Genomic DNA, 19,452 nt, shown 5'->3' on the forward strand with positions numbered 1-19,452 from the left:
AGCTCCTACAATGATTTTTCTAGGTGCTAAATAACAGTATACTAAGTTTCTTATAACTTTGAAATAAATAAATATTTACAAAAATCGTGAAATAAGTCACGTTTGTTATGAGAGACTACTGGTATTACTAGAGTGAGTATCCACTTGTTGTTCTGCTTTCCTCTTAAGATATATTCTTTCCACCCTACACTTAGCATTCAAGTCAGTAGTATCGAAGCAAACTTCTGGAATAGTGGAGTTGCCCCTGCTAAAACGGACACGACTAATTAACTGCTAACACGGCATCGCGATATTCGCGTGGGGACCTCATGTTCAACCCTTTGTGTGGATGCAGGTGATTATAATCCTCCATCCATTCTGCCAGTTTTTCCATCACTGATACCGCATCCGGTAAGTCATTTACGTAGACGTAATCCCGTTTGAACGTCTTCACGAACGATTCTGCCATGCCATTACTTTCCGGGCTACGTACTGGCGTGGTACACACTATGAACCCCAGTGAACTGGCGAACGTGCGTGTGGCATCGGCTATGTAGCAACTGCCGTTATCGGTCAGCCATTCAACAGGATGTGGAACCATCAGTGTGTTACCGAACCGCTTCTCCAGACTTTCTGTCAGCAGGTCCTGTACCATCACACTGCTGATGCCCCCTGTGGTGGCACTCCAGCAGATAGCCTCCCGATCACAGCAGTCCAGGCTGAACACTACTCGGACTACTTCCCGGTTCCAACAGCGGATTTCAAAGCCGTCAGAGCACCACCGGGTATCCGGTTTCAGCGTGATCACATTACCGGTATGGTTACGGTGTTTTTTCTCCTGACCCGATTTTGCCAGCAACAGATTATTGAGTTTCATGATCCGGTATACCCGCTTTGGATTTACCCGGCGACTGTCTTCCTTTAGCTTACGATTCAGATGCGCGGTTACCCTGCGATAGCCATTTGTCGAACGCTGGCTGCATATCTGTCTGATTAATGGCAGTAATTCCTCATCAGCGTCTTTACTGTAACGCGTAACCCGGGGCAGTCGCTGACCACTCAGGCGTTCATAAAGATTAGACCGTGACACCCGTAGTGCCTGCGTTATCCGGATTAGGGGATATCGTACAGTGGCAGCAATGGCATGCGCGATATCAACTTTTTTGACTGCGCTATCTCCAGCGCGTCGCGGAGGATTTCGGCTTCCATCGTTTTACGCCAGAGCATCTGCTCAAGTTGTTTTACCTTTTTTTCCAGCGTCTTAACTTCAGCAACACTGACAACTTCATCGCCAGCAGCGATCGCAGATTGACCACCATCGTTCATAAGTCGTTTCCATTTAAAAAGCAGGCTGGGTGTAATGCCATATTGCCGGGCAACCAGAGAAACGGAATAGCCTGGCTGCATGGACAGCGCAACAAAACGGGACTTTTCTTCGGCAGTATAACGGCGTCGCTTCTGCTCGCCAGTGATCACTTCGATTCTTTGCACAAGACACTCCTTAAACATAGGTCTATGCCTATGCCTTATTGATGAAGTGTCCGGTTTAAACGGGGGCTATTACAAATAGATTGTTCTAATCTTTTCTTTAAGAATAACAGAGCATAAATGAAGAAATTTCCTAAATCTATTTAACTTATAGATTTCATGTTCAGAAAATGTCTTTCTCTCTTCTGTTGTAAACTTATACAAGCGTTACGCGAATTCTAGCAGGGTTACAGGGGTGTACCAGGTCAGAATTCACGTAGCGCATCCTCTCCTTCTCTGTTCTCTTCCCTTTTTGGTTCTAACCTGTTTGTCCTGGCATTACCCCAATTCTCCCAAAAACCGTAAAACAGCCATCAACCCGCGTCATTACTGGCTTCATGGAGGATCTGAGCAGAAAAAGGATCCTTTACGTATTTGGTTTTACCCGCAATAATGCGGGATAAGACAACAAAAGGATCCGCGCGCTGCGATTTATTGTCATGGCAGGATCGGCCCGTCAGGTGCAAAATACCTGTATCCATAAACAGTGCGTGCGCTACGTGAAAAATAACTCATGAACAGCATCATTCCCCTGCAGAATTCACCAGAACGCGTCTCCCTGCTGCCGATCGCCCCGGGCGTTGATTTTGCGACCGCAGTGGCACTCCGGCGGATGGCCACCTCAACAGGTGCCACGCCGGCTTACCTCCTGGCGCCGGAAGTGAGCGCCCTCCTCTGGTATATGCCTGACCAGCGTCACCACATGTTGTTCGCCACCATGTGGAATACCGGGATCCGTATCGGTGAAGCCCGGACGCTCACCCCGGAATCGTTCGACCTGGATGGTCTGCGCCCTTTTGTTCGGGTGCTGTCGGAAAAAGTGCGGGCACGTCGTGGCCGGCCGCCAAAAGATGAAGTGCGTCTGGTACCGCTGACGGATGCCAGTTTTGTGCGTCAGATGGAAAGCTGGATGGTCACCACCCGCCCCCGCCGGCGTGAGCCGTTATGGCCGGTCACGGATGAGACAATGCGCAACTGGCTGAAACAGGCGGTGAAGCGGGCTGAAGCTGACGGCGTGCATTTTTCGATTCCGGTAACGCCGCATACTTTCCGGCACAGCTATATCATGCACATGCTTTATCACCGGCAGCCCAGGAAGGTCATCCAGGCGCTGGCCGGGCATAAGGATCCGCGCTCGATGGAAGTCTATACCCGGGTATTTGCGCTGGACATGGCAGCCACCCTGGCCGTTCCCTTTACCGGTGACGGTCGAGATGCTGCGGAGATCCTTCGTTCCCTGCCACCCGCCGGCTGAGATTGTCGGGCAGGCGGCCGGAGCTTTTGCCGCTACGTGAAAGGACTCGCTCCGCTCCCGGGTGAGGCTCAACGTGCCGGACGCATAAGCGTGACGCTTATCCGGTATGACCCGGACATCATTTCTGTTCGGGTCTGGGCTAATACCGCATCCAGTCCCCCCTCACCTTCATATCGCACCATGACATCATCCGCATTAAGCAGGCCCGGTCTTCAGGTGATCAACTGACATCTTCATACCGCAGACAATAAAAATTACTGTGATCCGGATATCAGCAGGAGTCCTGAGCGAGCAGGTTACAGTGTAAATACCTGAGGGGCCTTTCAAACCCGGCAAGCCTGGTCGTTATTCAGTACGAACATATCGTCAGTGACTGCGTCCCGGGGCGGTTCTGACAGCCATGGGCTTTCTCTTTACGATTGCAGGCGGACCGCGGGTACGACAGGATTAGCGAACTTCGGAGGACTGGTTTTAGCGGCAATACGGGGATCAATGCTTTGCTGAGCAGTTTCATTCAGTGCGGACCGGGGATGTACTCAAATATTGACTGTGGGATGCAGTCATATGGAGAGTACTCAGCTGGCCGGGTAACATCCCCGTCAAACTTACATACCGCAGTCAATATCAGCATACTCTGGCCAGAAATAACATACTTCAGTCAATATTGTCCGTTATTCACATGCAGGAAAGAGAGCGAATATTGACTGTGGTATGCGTGATGCATATCACAGTCAATAACTAATCGCTTATGCATACGGCAGTCATGGTAATGCGTATCGCAGTCAATTTTCCGGCTTCATCGCCGAGAGCGCTTCAGCAAGTTTCTGAGGATCGATGCCTGCAGCCTTCAGTGCCTTAATGACTTCGTCATAATTCTGCTCCGGCGCCTGCTCCTCTTCCTCCCTGCGCGGTACCTTCACCGTCCCACTGATGAGTTTGGGATTGCGATAATGCACACTGAAGTAAGTCGCCCGGCCACGTTTAAACTCGGTGTAATCCAGATAGCCGATATCCCGCAGCTGCTCCATCGCCTTTCGGACCGTGTGGTTCTGCGTATAGACATTTGAGGTGAGATTCAGCCTGTCCCGCATACGTTTCATGGAGATAGGCGCGGGATTCTGGGGAAGGCTCTCGATGTAGGTATACAGTGCCTGGGCCGATTCCTTCCGCTGCAGGGCGTCAATCGCTTTCAGCCGAAGCAGTACCCGCCTGTCCATGTGGTAAAGCTCAAAGAGCTTGGGTTCAGCCTTGATCTCCACGATATCCTCGTTGATGTCATAATAGGCTGACTGCACCAGATGGGTGGTCCATCCTTTCGTCTCGCTCTGGAATTTCAGAGTAACCGAGGCGAGTTTAAACAGAGAATTACTGATGCGATCGCGCATTTTCTTGTTTGAGCGCCGGGAGTCAAATCCACACATCTTAACGAATTCAACGAACGACAGTTCCAGGGTGTCACTTTTTACCCCATACTCTGACATCGAGCGAATGATGCCGAGCCAGACTTTAAAATCCGTGTCCATATCAAGACGCGAGCCGGTGATCTTAACGTCGGTGTACCCTTCGCTTTTAGCAATGGACAGTTGTACAAGCTCCTCAGTGGCATCTGTGACGTTTTTCCGGTTCGCCTTACTCCTGGAGGTTGATTTCAGGGTTGGAACGAAGAGACCGAGCCTCATGAGCGCTACCGGCTGCACAGTACTGGTACTGTTGACATCCAGCTTAACAACTTCACCGGTTGTCTTGTCCACTTCCTGAAGATTGAGAGGTAAGCTGTTATTTTCGCTCGTCATCTTGATCCTCAACGGTTATCCACAAAAGAATGTCGTTATACGTATCGCAGTCAACGGATATACATACCTCAGTAAATACCGTTGCATATCACAGTATTAGATTTTGCATACAGCAGTCAACATTTTACATTCCATAGTCGATCCAGTATGACGTTCAGGCCAGTCACGGCGCCTGCTGCAGCGATCCGGGGATCTCTTTAGGATCTCAATATGATCTCTTTGGGATCAATTACTGGATCGAAGCAATGAATAACGCTTATCCCCGACCATATGCTTCCACACTACATTCTGGGTCCTACAAAGATTTTCTGAGTACCACGTGAGTAACGCTCCCTGATTCAACATTAAATATTGACTGCGATATGTAGGATCTTCTTTTGTTGTTAACCAGTCTCCGGCTTTCAGTTTCATACCATAGTCAATTTTTTACATATCACAGTCAATTTCATGAAGAGAGACTGATCCGGAGAAATAGCTGGCATCGTAGCGTTAGTGCTTTGTGCAGCCTCTGTACTTTTCCGCTTCCTCGCCGCGATCTCACGTAGTGAGATCGCTTACTGCGGCGAGCGGCAGTGAGAAATATTTACTACGGTATGTGATTTACTCCCTCTTCTCCGGTTTATTGCCTTCATCACCGTCAGCTTTGCAATTTTCATATGACTTTGCGATTTTATTGTTGCTTTGCAAAAAATTCCAAGATTTAATAAAATAATGCAAAGCGATGATTAAAGGATGCTCAGAATGGGACTGATGGACACACTTAACCAGTGCATTACTGCTGGACATGAAATGACGAAGGCTATTGCCATTGCGCAGTTTAATGACGACAGTCCGGAAGCCAGGAAGATCACACGCCGCTGGAGAATAGGTGAAGCGGCGGATCTGGTTGGCGTTTCTTCTCAGGCAATCAGGGATGCAGAGAAAGCCGGCCGGTTGCCCCACCCGGATATGGAAACCCGTGGCAGAGTTGAACAACGCGTTGGTTATACCATCGAACAAATCAATCATATGCGGGATGTGTTCGGTACACGACTGCGCCGTGCCGAAGATGCTTTCCCACCAGTGATCGGGGTTGCCGCTCATAAAGGGGGGGTTTACAAAACCTCCGTTTCTGTTCACCTGGCTCAGGACCTGGCCCTGAAAGGGTTACGCGTTCTGCTTGTCGAGGGTAATGATCCTCAGGGCACAGCTTCGATGTATCACGGATGGGTGCCCGATCTTCATATACATGCGGAAGATACTCTCCTGCCCTTTTATCTTGGTGAAAAGGATGACGCCAGTTATGCGATAAAACCCACCTGCTGGCCTGGCCTTGATATCATTCCGTCCTGCCTGGCACTTCATCGCATTGAAACTGAGCTAATGGGCAAATTTGATGAAGGAAAACTGCCCACTGACCCGCACCTGATGCTCCGTCTTGCCATTGAAACGGTTGCTCATGACTATGACGTGATTGTTATCGACAGCGCACCGAACCTCGGTATTGGCACGATTAATGTCGTATGCGCTGCTGATGTGCTGATTGTTCCCACCCCGGCAGAGCTGTTCGATTACACTTCTGCACTGCAGTTTTTCGATATGCTTCGTGATCTGCTCAGGAATGTGGATCTTAAAGGCTTTGAGCCGGATGTCCGTATTCTGCTTACCAAATACAGTAATAACAATGGTTCGCAGTCACCGTGGATGGAAGAACAAATTCGCGATGCATGGGGAAGCATGGTCCTGAAAAATGTGGTACGTGAAACCGATGAAGTTGGTAAAGGCCAGATCCGCATGAGAACCGTTTTCGAACAGGCTATTGATCAACGTTCTTCGACCGGCGCATGGCGAAATGCTCTTTCAATCTGGGAACCTGTTTGTAATGAAATATTTGATCGTCTGATTAAACCACGCTGGGAGATTAGATAATGAAGCGTGCACCTGTCATTCCAAGACATACAGCAAATACTCAGGCAGCTGAAGACACGTCAGCGCCAGCTGCACCGATGGTGGATTCGTTAATTGCTCGTGTAGGGGCTATGGCTCGTGGCAATGCAATTACGTTACCGGTGTGTGGTCGGGAAGTGAAGTTTACCCTGGAGGTGCTCCGGGGAGATATTGTTGAAACCGCTTCCCGGGTATGGTCAGGTAACGAGCGCGATCAGGAACTACTGACCGAAGATGCCCTGGATGATCTCATTCCTTCATTTTTACTGACCGGTCAGCAGACTCCGGCTTTTGGCCGTCGGGTTTCCGATATCATTGAAATTGCAGATGGCAGCCGTCGACGCAAGGCCGCTATCCTGACAGAAAGTGATTATCGTATTCTGGTCGGTGAACTGGACGATGAGCAGATGTCGGCATTGTCCAGACTGGGCAACGATTATCGCCCTACGAGTGCTTATGAGCGTGGTCAGCGTTATGCAAACCGTCTCCAGAATGAGTTTGCCGGAAATATTTCTGCACTTGCCGATGCGGAAAACATCTCTCGTAAGATAATTACTCGCTGTATCAATACGGCCAGACTCCCGAAATCCGTTGTCGCCCTTTTCTCTCATCCTGGTGAACTGTCTGCCCGCTCAGGTGAAGCCCTTCAGAAAGCTTTTGCAGATAAAGAAGAATTACTGAAGCAGCAGGCCGCAACTCTCCACGATCAGAAGAAAGCGGGTGTAATCTTTGAAGCAGAAGAGGTCATAAGTCTTTTAACATCGGTACTGAAAAAGTCTCCTGCATCAAGAGTGAATCTGAGCTCACGTCATCAGTTTGCTCCGGGGGCAACAGCATTATACAGAGGCGATAAAGTGGTCCTGAACCTTGACAGGTCCCGGCTTCCTGCGGAATGCATTGAGAAGATCGAAGCCATTCTCAAGGCGCTTGAAGAGCCTAAGTCCTGAAATGGACACGCCTTATCCTTCTGCCTGTTTCCTGTATTTTACCCCATCTCTTTAGTTTTTTTCTCAGGCCAGTAAATCAGAACTGGCCTTCATCCTGTCAGTCTGGGACCACGGTCTCACCTTTACCGTCAGCGCCGGAATGCTGCCTCTGGGACCACGGTCCCAACTTCCCGGTCAGCGCCGGAATGCTGCCTGGGACCACGGTCCCAACTTCCCGGTCAGCGCCGGAATGCTGCCTGGGACCACGGTCCCAACTTCCCGGTCAGCGCCGGAATGCTGCCTGGGACCACGGTCCCACCTTTACCGTCAGTACCGGAATGCTGCCTGGGACCACGGTCCCAACTTCCCGGTCAGCGCCGGAATGCTGCCTCTGGGACCACGGTCCCAACTTCCCGGTCAGCGCCGGAATGCTGCCTGGGACCACGGTCCCAACTTCCCGGTCAGCGCCGGAATGCTGCCTCTGGGACCACGGTCCCAACTTCCCGGTCAGCGCCGGAATGCTGCCTGGGACCACGGTCCCAACTTCCCGGTCAGCGCCGGAATGCTGCCTGGGACCACGGTCCCAACTTCCCGGTCAGCGCCGGAATGCTGCCTGGGACCACGGTCCCACCTTTACCGTCAGTACCGGAATGCTGCCAGGGACCATGGTCCCACCTTTACCGTCAGTACCGGAATGCTGCCTGGGACCACGGTCCCAACTTCCCGGTTAGCGCCGGAATGCTGCCTGGGACCACGGTCCCAACTTCCCGGTCAGCGCCGGAATGCTGCCTCTGGGACCACGGTCCCACCTTTACCGTCAGCGCCGGAATGCTGCCTGGGACCACGGTCCCATCTGCACCGTCAGTACCGGAGCTATACCCAAGACCTTCTTACTCACACATCCTGTTGTTTTGGAGAAAATTAATGCTGAGCACATCTATTAATCATTGAGTCATTTCTGAGACAGACCCTGAACATGATAGATGTGTGCTGAATCGATTGGTTGATCGTGTTCCTGAATATCTCAAATTACATTGTATGGCTAGTGAGTAGTGGACAGAGAGAGAAGCAGAATTTCTACATCTTATGGAGTGGCAGATATTTAATTAATGGCAGATGTACGTCTGGCAGCACTAGGATATGAAGCCAGCACCGCCGGCTTTTGACGATAAGAGAACATCGGTGGACAATGGTACTCCTGTAATATATGTCAGTCTAACTCCCTACTTTAGTTATTCAATCATTGTCAAACCTAAGTTCCGATGCTCAATGTGAATCAAAATAATAATACCCGCACTATTCCAGAAGCGGGCATTGAACAGCGTACATAAAGCCTGCCAGTCGCGTTATATCCGACTATGGTTGTGCTGTAACATTCATATGAGTAACATTATCAGATAAAATCCCGCCGCTGTCATAAGCAGTGATCCCACGACGTGAACCAATACAGATGTGAGCGCCGATAAATAATTTCCCGTCTGCAGTAATGAGAAGACTTCCACAGAGAATGTTGAAAAGGTGGTCAGCCCGCCACACAACCCAGTGACGATGAACAGTTTCCATGCAGGATCAAGTTGGGGGTGGCGCATAAAATATGCCATTGCGGCACCGATGATAAAAGCCCCCATTAGGTTAACCATAAGCGTCCCTGGCGGAATTGAGGGGTAAAAACTGTTGAGCTTAATCCCCAAAAACCAGCGGATGACACAACCAGTGGCGCCACCAATCATAATTGCCAATAACTGACTCAACGAGAATCTCCCCATACAAGGTGAATATAAATTCTGAAGCAGGATGTATGCCGGATTCAGCCGGCATACGCACCTCAGATGCCGTGATGATTTCGATCATCCACGGCGAACAAATGCCTTAATACCTGCATAACGCGCGTCACTACCCAGTTCCTGCTCAATGCGCATAAGCTGATTGTATTTTTCAATGCGTTCACCACGACAAGGTGCGCCGGTTTTCAGATGCCCTGCACGCAACGCCACTGTCATATCAGCGATAAATGTATCTATGGTTTCACCGCTGCGGTGCGAAATAAAGGCACCCCATCCGTTTTCATGACACAGTGAAACCGCATCAAATGTCTCGCTCAGCGTACCAATCTGATTGAGTTTGATAAGCGCTGCACTGGCAAGGTTTTCTTCAATACCTCGTTGGATATACTTCACATTCGTGACGAAAAGGTCGTCACCGACCAGCTCCGCTCGTCCGCCAAGTGTATTATGCAGATATTTCCACCCGGTCCAGTCATCCTCGGCAAGACCGTCTTCAAGCAGGACAATCGGGAACTGGCTCATCAGTTCACCATAATAATCCGTCATCTCTTCTGAGCTCAGGGCGCTGTTTTCGGTACGTAGGTGATATTTCCCGTCGCGGTAAAATTCGCTGGATGCGGGGTCCATACAGATGCTGATATCTTCCCCTGGACGGTAGCCGGCTTTCTCAATGGCCTGAACAATGAATTCCAGAGGATCCCGGTTCGAAGATACGGCCGGGGCAAATCCCCCTTCATCACCCACCGCAGCGGAGAGGTTCCGGGACAGAAGGATCTGGCGCAAAGCCTGATAGACCTCACTGCCCTGACGAATGGCCTCTGTCAGCGATGATGCACCGTGCGGCGCTATCATAAATTCCTGAAAATCGGCTCCCTGACCACGGGCATGAACTCCACCATTAATAATATTCATGCACGGAACCGGCAAAAGACTGGCATTGAGTCCGCCGAGATAGCGGTAAAGTGGCTGACGGGTGACCTGAGAAGCCAGTCTGGCCACCGCCAGCGAAACACCCAGAATAGCATTAGCACCGAGCCGGCTTTTAGTCTCCGTGCCGTCCAGTTCCCGCATCAGATTATCCAGGCGCCGCTGCTCCCGCACATCGGTTCCCCTGACTGCGTCGTAGATTTCTGTCTCCACGGCCTTAATGGCATCACGGACCCCTTTCCCGCTGAAGCGACCTGTATCCCCATCGCGGCGCTCCGTTGCCTCTCTTGAGCCAGTACTGGCACCGGACGGTACCGACGCTCGCGCCATCTGCCCGTCAGAAGTAAAAGCATCCACCTCAACAGTGGGATTACCGCGGGAGTCAAGAATTTCGCGGGCGGTGACTTTTTCAAGTAGAAAATTCATACAGTTCTCCTGTAGCTCAGTCATGAATATGTTTAATCAAAACGTCTACGTTCAGGTGGTTAACGTATTCAGCCGAACGGGACGTCAGTGCTCCCATAAAACGGTTCCGGTGGCCAGCTATCACCAGGTCCGCGCCGGTATCGTTGATACATTTCTGTACATCTTCGAATCGCCGCATGGTGACCAGTTCTCTCGCATTAACCTGCTCAGCTACAGACGATGTCAGCTCGCTGAGCAGCGCCTTCGCCAGGACAACCTCCTTCGATACGGCATCGTTCATCAGACTGTCCGATATGTAGTTCATCTCCCGGTAGTCGTTACAGATATGAGCAATGGTGATTTTCATTTGCAGCATACTGGACAGTGTTGTCGCCAGTGCGAGAAGAGGGACGCCATCCTCTTTCCCCTGAACAAGAACAAGTGCATGTGTGTAGATTTTCATGGCTATCTCCGGCTTTGACTGAGATGGTGTTCGAGCCAGGGCAGAAGCTGTTTCTTCCGGCTTACCATACCCGTTACGAAACATGGAGCCGCGCTGATACCCTCCGGCCCGGCAAAATAGAGTGAAGAACAGCATGTATGAATATCAGTGACCATCAGCACGATAAGCCCGGCTTCCGTCATGACTGCCAACTGCACCATCGCACTTTGCAATTCATCCAGCAGAGGGGTGACTTGGTCAGGTGAACTGACCTCCAGTTGCGCTATACGAACATTCATACCGGCGAGCGAAAAGGCTTTAAGGTCTTTATGCAGAAGCTGCTCTGCAGACATTCCGGTGATATCGGTTTTAGCTGTCAGGAGCCCTCGGGCAAAAGCCGTGCGTTTTACCCCTGAAAGGACGCAGAGTTCAGTGGCGGAACGGATATCGTCTTGTGTTGTGGTGGGAGAGCACAGATTAACGGTGTCGCTGAGCAACGCGCCAAGAAGCAGGATAGCGTGGGCCGGGGGCATCGTACGGCGCATTTCTGTATCCATCAGTAGCCAGAGTACTGTCGCGCTGCTGCCTGCCGGTTTTATCCAGACCTCTGGCGGCAATTGGGTGATCAGACCGCCCAGCCGGTGATGATCGATAATTCCGATGATATTGCTCTGAAAAAGGTCAGCAGGCCCCTGAGCCGGTTCGGTAAAATCGACCAGCCATACAGGTTCATCTTTCAGTGAGATATCAAGCAAGGGCGGTAGGGTTAGCGTGGCAGCTTCAAAAATATAGTGTGTCTCAGGGTTCACTTCACCAGGCCGCCAGGCTCGGGCAGGACGGTTACACCGGTTGAGCCAGCCCGCCGTCACGGTAGCGGTGCAGACAGCGTCGCTGTCAGGATTAAGGTGACCAAATACATTAATCAAAAGAATATCCCCGTTAAGGGAAGCAGACAGGTCGATGGGATTTAGGGACGACCTGACATACCTCCTGAAAATCAAGAGTCATATCAGGCGTCATCAGCCCCGGACGGGGCGGTTGGGAAAGGTGGAACGCCATCACCTTCTAAAAATTATAAGTCAGAAATAAAGAGATGTCAGCTTACATTTGGGGTGTCTACGTGCGTTCAGTGTTTTTTACTGGCATGAATCACCTTTGACTGGTGAGATATATCAGATTTCACCATGGGCACTGGCTGGGGCTGTCAACCTGGACTTCTGCTTTCGCTCATAAGCTACAACAACACAGAAATCCTACACATGACAAAAGAGTACCGTTGATACTGTCACTAAAATCCATAAGGATCTTGTCATGTCAGGAGAACCGTTATCTAGCAAAGTGTAATATACTGAAGTACAGAGTATTTGTTTTGAGTGGAGTGGTTATGAACGCGAGTTTAAGGCATGTTCTGCGATATACAGGAGTCCCGGTTGACGCCGCTGAGCCTGTGCGCCGGAAGTTCGGTAGCCGCCTGATATTGATCGTGACGGTTGCTCTTCTTCCTTTGCTGATTGTTGATATATCTCAGTGTATATTTGTGCTTTCACAGCTTATGTGGGGTATCGGTATGTATGTTGGTATTTCTGTGGCGAGTGACAAACCTGAGCGTCGGTAATGCTCAGAACGAGATATCTAACGGCCTGCCATATGACGGACTGCTGTTAAAGCGACGATGTAGAGGACGCAGGCTTTGCTTTACACGTGCCCTCCCTTTGGTCTGGACCTTTAATCGCGACAATCGCGTTACGATCTCTGTTTCTCACAGCCAGCAAAGACTTATCTGTGTTACCCGACAGCTCAACGAAAGGCTCAGAAAAACGCCAGATTATGAATCATCCGCAGAGCGGTCCAATAAGTATATTACATCCATAAATTGAACTCAAAGCGAATAGCGGAACTGGTGGATGTTTTGCCTTACGCCCGCGTTTATTGCAGGTTAATTCTTGTTTATTCATTTCACTGATTGTGAAGAATCTCCCTGCATCAGGCTAAGAAAGTCGTAGTTTCAGAAAAGTGCTTCTTTAATGCTGATTTCATCCACCCGGAGGATAGAAGACATGTCGAAACCTTCCATGTCAGACATGAACGCATCGCTGTTCATGTACTTCTGATTTATAGCCTGTATATCAGCCTCTTTCTGATAAGTCACTGTTGCAATAACCTGACATTCATTCCCCAGATAGACATGATTTACATATATATTAAAAGCGGGAAGGGAGACCATGTGCCGGGGCCAGTGTCTGTGAAAATAAATTTCTGCTGACTGTGTATCTTTGAGTGTATAAATCCTGACCTGTTTCATCTTATCTTTCCTGTTGTGAGGTTTTCGTAGGACGGCCAGTCAAAGCATACCAATTATCTTTTTTTTTAAATTAGCAAAAGACCACTTTTCGCTCGTAGCGGCTTTGTGCAGCTGTACTGTATTAATAACATACTGGATAAGTATCAGTGTTACGCCAGCTCTACAGAGTATCAAATAAGCAGAAAATATGACTCCCCACAAGCACAATGCTGCCCTATGTGCTTGTGGCTATGGGAGAATTCTCTTAGCTTCCACTTGTAATGTTGAGGCCTCCTTTCATAGCTAAGACTGAGGCTGGGCAATGAGAATCAGAAAACAACCAGACTTTTAATTTATACCGTTATTGAAAAAAGATACTGGTCATGCAAAGGTGGTAGACGGTTAAAGGCTGACAACAATCATCTTAACACATGAATAACTACAAAATTCGTCTTCGTACTCTCATTACAGCCCTTTCTACAGGCGCTGTAGTGCTTACCGGAACCATGCTGTTATGCATAATGATTGTGTTTCAGAGAGACAGCATAGAAGAAAGTACGGTTCAGAATAACATCGCATACGCTCGTAAGCTGGCCGACACTACAGATCGGTACCTGACGATTGCGCAAAGTGAGCTGAGGTGGAGTTCTGGGCAGATCCACGATCTTTCAGCTTCCGACGAACTAGTACGTGAGGCGGATCGTTTGAGGCTACAGTCTGGCTTTTTTAATTCAGTTGTCATTGTTAACAGCGAGAGGGTTGTAAGAGCAACCTCGCCTGAAAGTCTGGGTTTAGTTGGAAAGATACTGACTTCAGATGCCAGTATCAGAGCTGTAAAAAATCAGGTAGCTTCCATTTCTGAGCCGTTTATTTCGGCTTCCGGAAATTATGTTGTTTTTCTTTCACAACCTATTTTTTCTGAACATGGGGTTTATCTTGGGTATATGGGCGGGACAATTTATTTAAAAAAACATAGTATATTAAGTGATATTTTAAGTCAGCATTTTTATCCCCCAGAGACTGACATAAAAATAGTTGATGGCAATGGTGTGGTGGTGTTTAGTCATGATCCTGATACAGTGGGTACTGTTGAAAATATTTCCCCTGAAATTCATTATCAACTTAACTCCTCGCAAAGTGGTAAGCTCAGTTTAGCTAATAATAATAGGGATTATGTCGCTGGGTTTGCACGACTAAGACAAACTGACTGGAGTATCTGGATTTCCGGAAGTGAAAAGGAGGTCGATGCGTTAGTCAACCATTCGGTAAAAAAGATCGTTGGATTCATTACCCTCGTCGTATTTTTTGTCGCTATTTTAATGATATATCTTGGTACACTAGTCGCTACCCCCCTGGAGCGGCTGGCAAATGCTGTAAAGGCTGGTAGTAGCCAGCGTAGCGATCCTTCTGTACTACAAAATATCAAGGGTTGGTACTATGAAGCTCAGGAACTCAAAGAGGCGGTAAAACAAAATTTAATATCAACACAGACGAAACTCAAAGCCTTCAGCGAGCAGGCGATAAAAGATCCACTTACAGGGCTCTACAACAGACGCGGTTTTGAGAAAATGTATGAGTCCATTTCCTCAGGAAAGCAAGTAAACATTATTGCAATTGATATAGATCACTTTAAACAAGTAAATGACCGATTCGGGCATGATGCTGGAGATAAGGTGCTGCAAGAGCTTGCGACTCTTTTGAAGGAAATATGCCGGGAAAACGACTTTATCTGTCGATTTGGCGGTGAAGAGTTTGTAATCGTTATACCTGAAAAAAAATCTGATGAAGTAATTGATATTGCAGAGCGTATCCGAAAGCAAACTGAAACCACTATTTTTCCCTTTGTGGGACATTTGACATTATCAGCAGGAGTGGCGTCTTCCCAATATTTCGGTGAAGATATTAATGCGTTACTCAGACGCGCAGATGAATTTCTCTACGTAGCAAAGCGGTCAGGCCGCAATGCAGTAGTCTCTGTACAAAACAAGTATCAATTTAACTGACCCCATCCAGGTAGACGATTCTGCCTGGTTCTGCTCATCCTGGTTAACGAGCGGCAGGAAACCATTGAGGGCGCAGGGGTTATCACTGGTCTGCTGCGTTTCAGAGACGATCCGGTCCGCCGTCGGTTTGATCGCCGGGCTTTAAGTGACGTGGTCAGAGAGGCCCGAGCCTTCAGATCTCTGATGTTACGGGCCAGAATGTCAGGGGAGAAGGGGACCTCTCCCTTGTCAGCCAGCTGGCGCAGGAGGTCCGGTGCGATAAGGATGTCACCTTGTCGGCTCAGCATCTACCCGGCCCGGTTTCCGGGCCTTTTGAGTGAAAACAACCCTCAGTTATCGCTGTACCGTGTGCGGACTGTGCCGTGCCTTCACTATAGCCCGGCCGCTGCAGATGCAAGGGTGCGCTGACGCCGCCATCCTCACCCGGTCGCAGTTTTTTTATGATGCTCGCCGTTCTTCCCGTCGTTTTCTCGCTCAGGTTTCGCTCGAAAACCGTCCAGACCCGCTTCGCGCTTTATCTGCGCTGCGGCCTCCGGTGTCGCCCCTGCATCTTCCGCTTTCCGCCGGGCTGACGTGTCGGCACGGCACAACCCGGTGCCGCAGTCCATGTGATTACGGAGGTTTTACCATGCAGTATGTGACAACACGCCCCGTCCTGAATGTTGAAGAGTGTGACCGCCTGTCTTTTATGCCCTACATGTTCGGCGCTGATTTTATGCTCGCAGAATTGCAGGTGTATGCACTGGCCAAAAAATGGATGCCCGAATATGAAGTCGAATTCTGGCATTACATCCGCTTACCGGAGGGTGGCGGTTACATGATGCCCGATTGTGGCCGGGTTCATCTGGTCAGCACGGAAAGCTGGTTTGACCGCATTGTGAGCGCCGACGCGGCGGGCATTATTCTGACATCGCTGGCCGTTAACCGTCGTCTGGCGGCAAATCATGACAGCAGTAATCCGGCCCTGACCCGCCTTTATATGCTGCGTGATGCCCAGCTCTGGAATCACATTACCTTTCACCCGGAATGCAGTGCCATTTACGCCGCGCTGGACTGATTAACGACCGGGGCGGCCATGCCGCCCCGCAGGGAGACGAAAAAATGAATTCATCAGTAACCGTTCCGGCCGTCTACGTGGGCACATATCACCAGTACAACGGCGGCAGTATTTTTGGCAAATGGTTTGATTTAACCGATTTCGACGACGAAGACGAATTTTATGACGCCTGCCGGGCGTTGCATGCCGCAGAGGATGACCCCGAGTTTATGTTTCAGGACTGGGAAGGGATCCCGTCTCAGTTTGCCTCTGAATCCTCTGTTAAGTGGGCGTTTATCGAGGCATTCCGGCAGGCGCAGGACGAAGGACGCGCCGCCGCGTTTGTGGCCTGGGCGGAATATACCGGCGAGTGTGACTATGACGCCTTTGATGATGCGTATTGTGGCGAGGCTGAAAGCGAGGAGGATTTTGCTTATGGCTTTGTGGAGGATCACGGCCTGTTAAACGAGGTGCCTGAATTCCTGCGCGTCTATTTCGATTATGAGGCTTACGCGCGGGATCTGTTCAGCAGCGGCTATGTCTTCCATGAAGGCTATGTATTCAGCAACTGATTACTATCCGGCGGGGAAGCCCGCCGGTTAAGGAGAAAGCACATGAAACTTGCACCACAAAGCCGCGATATCCTGCGACAGTACAAAGCCCTGATGAATGCCCGCCGCCGCGATGCCGGTCAGCGGAAACTGACCACCGCCCAAGTGATGGATGAAATCTGCTATTACATGACCTGCCAGTGTGCCGTCCACATTGGCGGGCACTTCATCTTACAGGGCGGTAAAGGGCAGTAATCAGTAAGCTCGATGACAGGCGTCCGGGCCGGAGGGCACCTGTCAGCCCGCGCGCAAAACCCTGGCAGGCTGCGCCTGCCGGAGAGATACATCGCCGCGCCTCCGGCGCCGCGCACTCTCCTCTCCGTTGTCAGTCGCCGTTGCCCGGGAATACGCGTATTATCAGGGATATATTCCTGTAAAGCAGACCGGTGATGCATATGTCAAAGTGGAATATCGCCTCTTTTCCAAAAGAGGAGCAGGACAACGTTGCCGTCGATAAGGTGGCCGCTGCCGTTGCCTGGCAGGAACGCATGAACAAGCCCGTCATGCCGGAACTTGTTGAACGGGAACAGCCTGAACACCTTCGCCAGTATTTCCGTGAACGGCTCCGCGTACATCGGCTGAACAGTCAGCAGCTGCCGCGCGCAAATGCGCCCGAATATAATAAACCCGGAGATGAGCAGCAGAAGTGATTCTTATCGTCAGTGTGTCCAGGGAGGAAATTTTATGCGTATGTCTCTGATGTTTGCAGCCGTGACGCTTTTAACCGGTATTAACCTGTTTTTTATTCCGTTTCAGCCGGTACCGGCTCTGTGGGGGGGGATCCTGGCCGTTGCTTTTATCCTGATTAATGTCGTGGCGGATAAGCTGCGCCTCTGGAGTGGCATGGCGTGGATTATCGTTGCCGGCATCATCATAACGCTGATGCTGAAGGGGAAGGAGCCGGGTGACGAATTACGCGTGCTGATCACCGTTTTTGCTTTCCTGGCTTCGGCCTGGTACGGCGTTGTTCAGTACAGAAAAGAGAAGGGCGAGTCTCAGTCCTGACCAGACCAGACCAGACCAGACCTTACCTGACCGGTACTCTCCATCTTGCTGCAGCTCTTCCTCTGTTTAACTTTCTTTTCACACAATCTGCACCGGGGCCACCTTCGGCTCCTGACCCGCTGGTGCGGTTCAGTCGTCGAGCCACACTGCGCTAACCGCGAAAAGACGCGGTAAGCTCCGCCGAATCCGCTACGCGGTTTCGGGCCTGCCGGCTAGTGTCTGATGTCTGAGGTCAACGGCAGCGCTTGCTGCGACCGAAACGGTCGCGCCGCTTTCACCGTGCCGGCGAAGGACTGCCGGCACTCTGCAGGGCAACGCCGTTTCGCGCCCGCGCGTTCCGTCGTTGCGGCGGATGCCTGCTCCTTTCCCCTGGTACCCGAATCACCCGTTTGAGTCCATTCGCCCGGGCTGACATAGCCACAACCTGTCGCATTGGCTGTCCAGGGTGTAATGAACAGTCCACAAAACTTTTTGCATGGAACCGCAAAAACTTTTGTGTCCTGCCCCGGACAGATGCGTCAGGCCGTGGCGTCTTTGCCCTTGCGGCGAACGGCTCTCAAACGGGTGAAGGTAACAACCAGGGGGCAGGTTCAGCAGGTCCCCGCACAAAGTCAAAACCGCGGCCCCGGCAACTCAACGGGTGATGGTTTTTAAAGACAAAACAACAGAGTAAGGAGATTCATCATGGCAGCACGTGGCGTTAACAAAGTCATTCTGGTCGGACATCTGGGACAGGACCCGGACGTGCGTTACATGCCCAACGGGGGCGCAGTGGCCAATCTGACGCTGGCCACGTCTGAAACATGGCGTGACAAGCAGACGGGAGAGATGCGCGAAAACACCGAGTGGCACCGTGTGGTGATCTTCGGCAAGCTCGCGGAAGTGGCGGGCGAATACCTGCGTAAAGGCGCGCAGGTCTACATCGAGGGCCAGCTGCGCACCCGTAACTGGCAGGACGATGCCGGAGTCACGCGCTACGTCACCGAGGTGCTGGTCGGCCAGAACGGCACCCTGCAGATGCTCGGCGGCCGCCGTGAATCCGGTGTGCCTGAGAGCGCCGCGCAGCCGCAGAGTCCTGCCGCCCCGGCACAACCTGCTCAGGCCTCGGCTAAATCCCCGAAAGCGAAGGGCGGTAAGAAAGGCCGTCAGGATGCGGATCCGTCTCAGCAACCGCCTCATCCACTCCCGGATGATTTCCCACCAATGGATGACGACGCGCCCTTTTAAACCATGATGAAGACGCCCCGTTCAGGCGGGGCAGAAAAGGAGAAACACATGGACCATAACGTTTTGTCCCCGCTTGAATCCCTGCCGGATGGCACGTTTACCCGCAGACATGCTCATGTTGTCGCCGCGCAGTATCAGAATGTGGCGATTGAAGATGACCAGAGGACCCATTTTCGTCTTGTCGTCCGTCATCTGGATGATAGCAGCATGGTCTGGCGCATCTGGAATTTTGAACAGGGCGGCGAGGACCTGATGAACCGCTATATCCGGGACTACGGAGTACGCAAAACGCAATAAGCCGTAATAGGTGCCGGGCAGATGGGTC

The 19,452-nt window shown here is 50.8% G+C and carries 19 protein-coding genes, 1 pseudogene and 1 riboswitch; of the genes and pseudogenes, 13 read left to right on the forward strand and 7 right to left on the reverse strand.

Features of this window, described 5'->3' with window-relative positions; genetic code table 11:
- Positions 1-262: 262 nt before the first annotated feature.
- Positions 263-1,488, reverse strand: a protein-coding gene (locus KCG39_RS27515) for an IS3 family transposase (protein WP_228299445.1) whose coding sequence is annotated in 2 segments (ribosomal slippage) — positions 263-1,143 and positions 1,143-1,488 — 1,227 coding nt in all. Because the reading frame shifts where the segments join, the coding sequence is not laid out codon by codon here.
- Between the two features lie 532 nt (positions 1,489-2,020).
- On the opposite strand from KCG39_RS27515, the gene KCG39_RS27520 reads away from it, so the two are divergent.
- The gene (locus tag KCG39_RS27520) at positions 2,021-2,761 is read left to right on the forward strand and encodes a tyrosine-type recombinase/integrase (RefSeq protein WP_001515717.1); all 741 of its coding nucleotides are present in this window, start codon (positions 2,021-2,023) and stop codon (positions 2,759-2,761) included.
- Between the two features lie 782 nt (positions 2,762-3,543).
- Here KCG39_RS27520 and KCG39_RS27525 read toward each other — a convergent pair.
- Positions 3,544-4,554 (reverse strand): RepB family plasmid replication initiator protein, encoded by a 1,011-nt coding sequence (locus KCG39_RS27525; RefSeq protein WP_032740675.1) that lies wholly within the window; start codon positions 4,552-4,554, stop codon positions 3,544-3,546.
- A gap of 741 nt (positions 4,555-5,295) precedes the next feature.
- On the opposite strand from KCG39_RS27525, the gene sopA reads away from it, so the two are divergent.
- Positions 5,296-6,462: a plasmid-partitioning protein SopA gene (sopA, locus tag KCG39_RS27530; RefSeq protein WP_000523815.1), complete on the forward strand. Its 1,167-nt coding sequence runs from the start codon at positions 5,296-5,298 to the stop codon at positions 6,460-6,462.
- Complete coding sequence (locus KCG39_RS27535) at positions 6,462-7,427, forward strand: ParB/RepB/Spo0J family plasmid partition protein (protein ID WP_032740676.1); 966 nt, start codon at positions 6,462-6,464, stop codon at positions 7,425-7,427. The genes sopA and KCG39_RS27535 overlap by 1 nt, the downstream gene beginning before the upstream one ends.
- A 1,355-nt stretch (positions 7,428-8,782) precedes the next feature.
- Here the strand turns inward: KCG39_RS27535 and crcB are convergent.
- The 4 genes from crcB to KCG39_RS27555 all read right to left on the reverse strand — a co-directional run bounded on the left by crcB (position 8,783) and on the right by KCG39_RS27555 (position 11,890).
- A complete protein-coding gene (gene crcB, locus KCG39_RS27540; RefSeq protein WP_074446765.1) occupies positions 8,783-9,157 on the reverse strand; it encodes a fluoride efflux transporter CrcB in 375 nt (124 codons plus the stop codon).
- 96 nt (positions 9,158-9,253) lie between these two features.
- Positions 9,254-10,543 (reverse strand): phosphopyruvate hydratase, encoded by a 1,290-nt coding sequence (gene eno / locus KCG39_RS27545; RefSeq protein WP_032740678.1) that lies wholly within the window; start codon positions 10,541-10,543, stop codon positions 9,254-9,256.
- A 16-nt stretch (positions 10,544-10,559) separates the two neighbouring features.
- Positions 10,560-10,985: an adenine nucleotide alpha hydrolase family protein gene (locus KCG39_RS27550; RefSeq protein ID WP_032740679.1), complete on the reverse strand. Its 426-nt coding sequence runs from the start codon at positions 10,983-10,985 to the stop codon at positions 10,560-10,562.
- Positions 10,986-10,987: 2 nt separating this feature from the next.
- Complete coding sequence (locus KCG39_RS27555; protein WP_040107984.1) at positions 10,988-11,890, reverse strand: DHHA2 domain-containing protein; 903 nt, start codon at positions 11,888-11,890, stop codon at positions 10,988-10,990.
- A gap of 77 nt (positions 11,891-11,967) precedes the next feature.
- Positions 11,968-12,036: riboswitch (Fluoride riboswitch) on the reverse strand.
- A gap of 312 nt (positions 12,037-12,348) precedes the next feature.
- On the opposite strand from KCG39_RS27555, the gene KCG39_RS27865 reads away from it, so the two are divergent.
- Entirely contained in the window at positions 12,349-12,579 is a 231-nt protein-coding gene (locus tag KCG39_RS27865) for a hypothetical protein (protein WP_032740680.1), read from the forward strand.
- Positions 12,580-12,969: 390 nt separating this feature from the next.
- Here KCG39_RS27865 and KCG39_RS27560 read toward each other — a convergent pair whose 3' ends face one another.
- A complete protein-coding gene (locus tag KCG39_RS27560; RefSeq protein WP_211811637.1) occupies positions 12,970-13,266 on the reverse strand; it encodes a hypothetical protein in 297 nt (98 codons plus the stop codon).
- 410 nt (positions 13,267-13,676) lie between these two features.
- On the opposite strand from KCG39_RS27560, the gene KCG39_RS27565 reads away from it, so the two are divergent.
- From KCG39_RS27565 to KCG39_RS27600, 9 genes and pseudogenes are all read left to right on the forward strand, one after another.
- The gene (locus tag KCG39_RS27565) at positions 13,677-15,248 is read left to right on the forward strand and encodes a sensor domain-containing diguanylate cyclase (protein ID WP_049010905.1); all 1,572 of its coding nucleotides are present in this window, start codon (positions 13,677-13,679) and stop codon (positions 15,246-15,248) included.
- A 15-nt stretch (positions 15,249-15,263) separates the two neighbouring features.
- A pseudogene (locus KCG39_RS27870) lies at positions 15,264-15,428 on the forward strand (hypothetical protein); the annotation flags it as partial.
- A 448-nt stretch (positions 15,429-15,876) separates the two neighbouring features.
- A complete protein-coding gene (locus tag KCG39_RS27570; RefSeq protein ID WP_211811638.1) occupies positions 15,877-16,305 on the forward strand; it encodes an antirestriction protein in 429 nt (142 codons plus the stop codon).
- 44 nt (positions 16,306-16,349) lie between these two features.
- Positions 16,350-16,856, forward strand: a complete 507-nt coding sequence (locus tag KCG39_RS27575) for an antirestriction protein ArdA (RefSeq protein ID WP_046622857.1) — start codon at positions 16,350-16,352, stop codon at positions 16,854-16,856.
- Positions 16,857-16,898: 42 nt separating this feature from the next.
- Positions 16,899-17,090 carry a hypothetical protein gene (locus tag KCG39_RS27580; protein WP_049010907.1) on the forward strand — a complete coding sequence of 64 codons (192 nt, stop codon included), beginning with the start codon at positions 16,899-16,901 and terminating at the stop codon, positions 17,088-17,090.
- 200 nt (positions 17,091-17,290) lie between these two features.
- Entirely contained in the window at positions 17,291-17,545 is a 255-nt protein-coding gene (locus KCG39_RS27585; RefSeq protein ID WP_165454128.1) for a DNA polymerase III subunit theta, read from the forward strand.
- Positions 17,546-17,579: 34 nt separating this feature from the next.
- Positions 17,580-17,900, forward strand: a complete 321-nt coding sequence (locus tag KCG39_RS27590) for a hypothetical protein (RefSeq protein ID WP_049010910.1) — start codon at positions 17,580-17,582, stop codon at positions 17,898-17,900.
- Between the two features lie 684 nt (positions 17,901-18,584).
- Entirely contained in the window at positions 18,585-19,127 is a 543-nt protein-coding gene (gene ssb / locus KCG39_RS27595) for a single-stranded DNA-binding protein (RefSeq protein WP_064402442.1), read from the forward strand.
- Between the two features lie 48 nt (positions 19,128-19,175).
- The gene (locus KCG39_RS27600; protein WP_211811639.1) at positions 19,176-19,424 is read left to right on the forward strand and encodes a DUF905 domain-containing protein; all 249 of its coding nucleotides are present in this window, start codon (positions 19,176-19,178) and stop codon (positions 19,422-19,424) included.
- The last annotated feature ends 28 nt before the right edge of the window (positions 19,425-19,452 follow it).

Source organism: Klebsiella pasteurii (assembly GCF_018139045.1).
GTDB classification, from domain to species: domain Bacteria; phylum Pseudomonadota; class Gammaproteobacteria; order Enterobacterales; family Enterobacteriaceae; genus Klebsiella; species Klebsiella grimontii.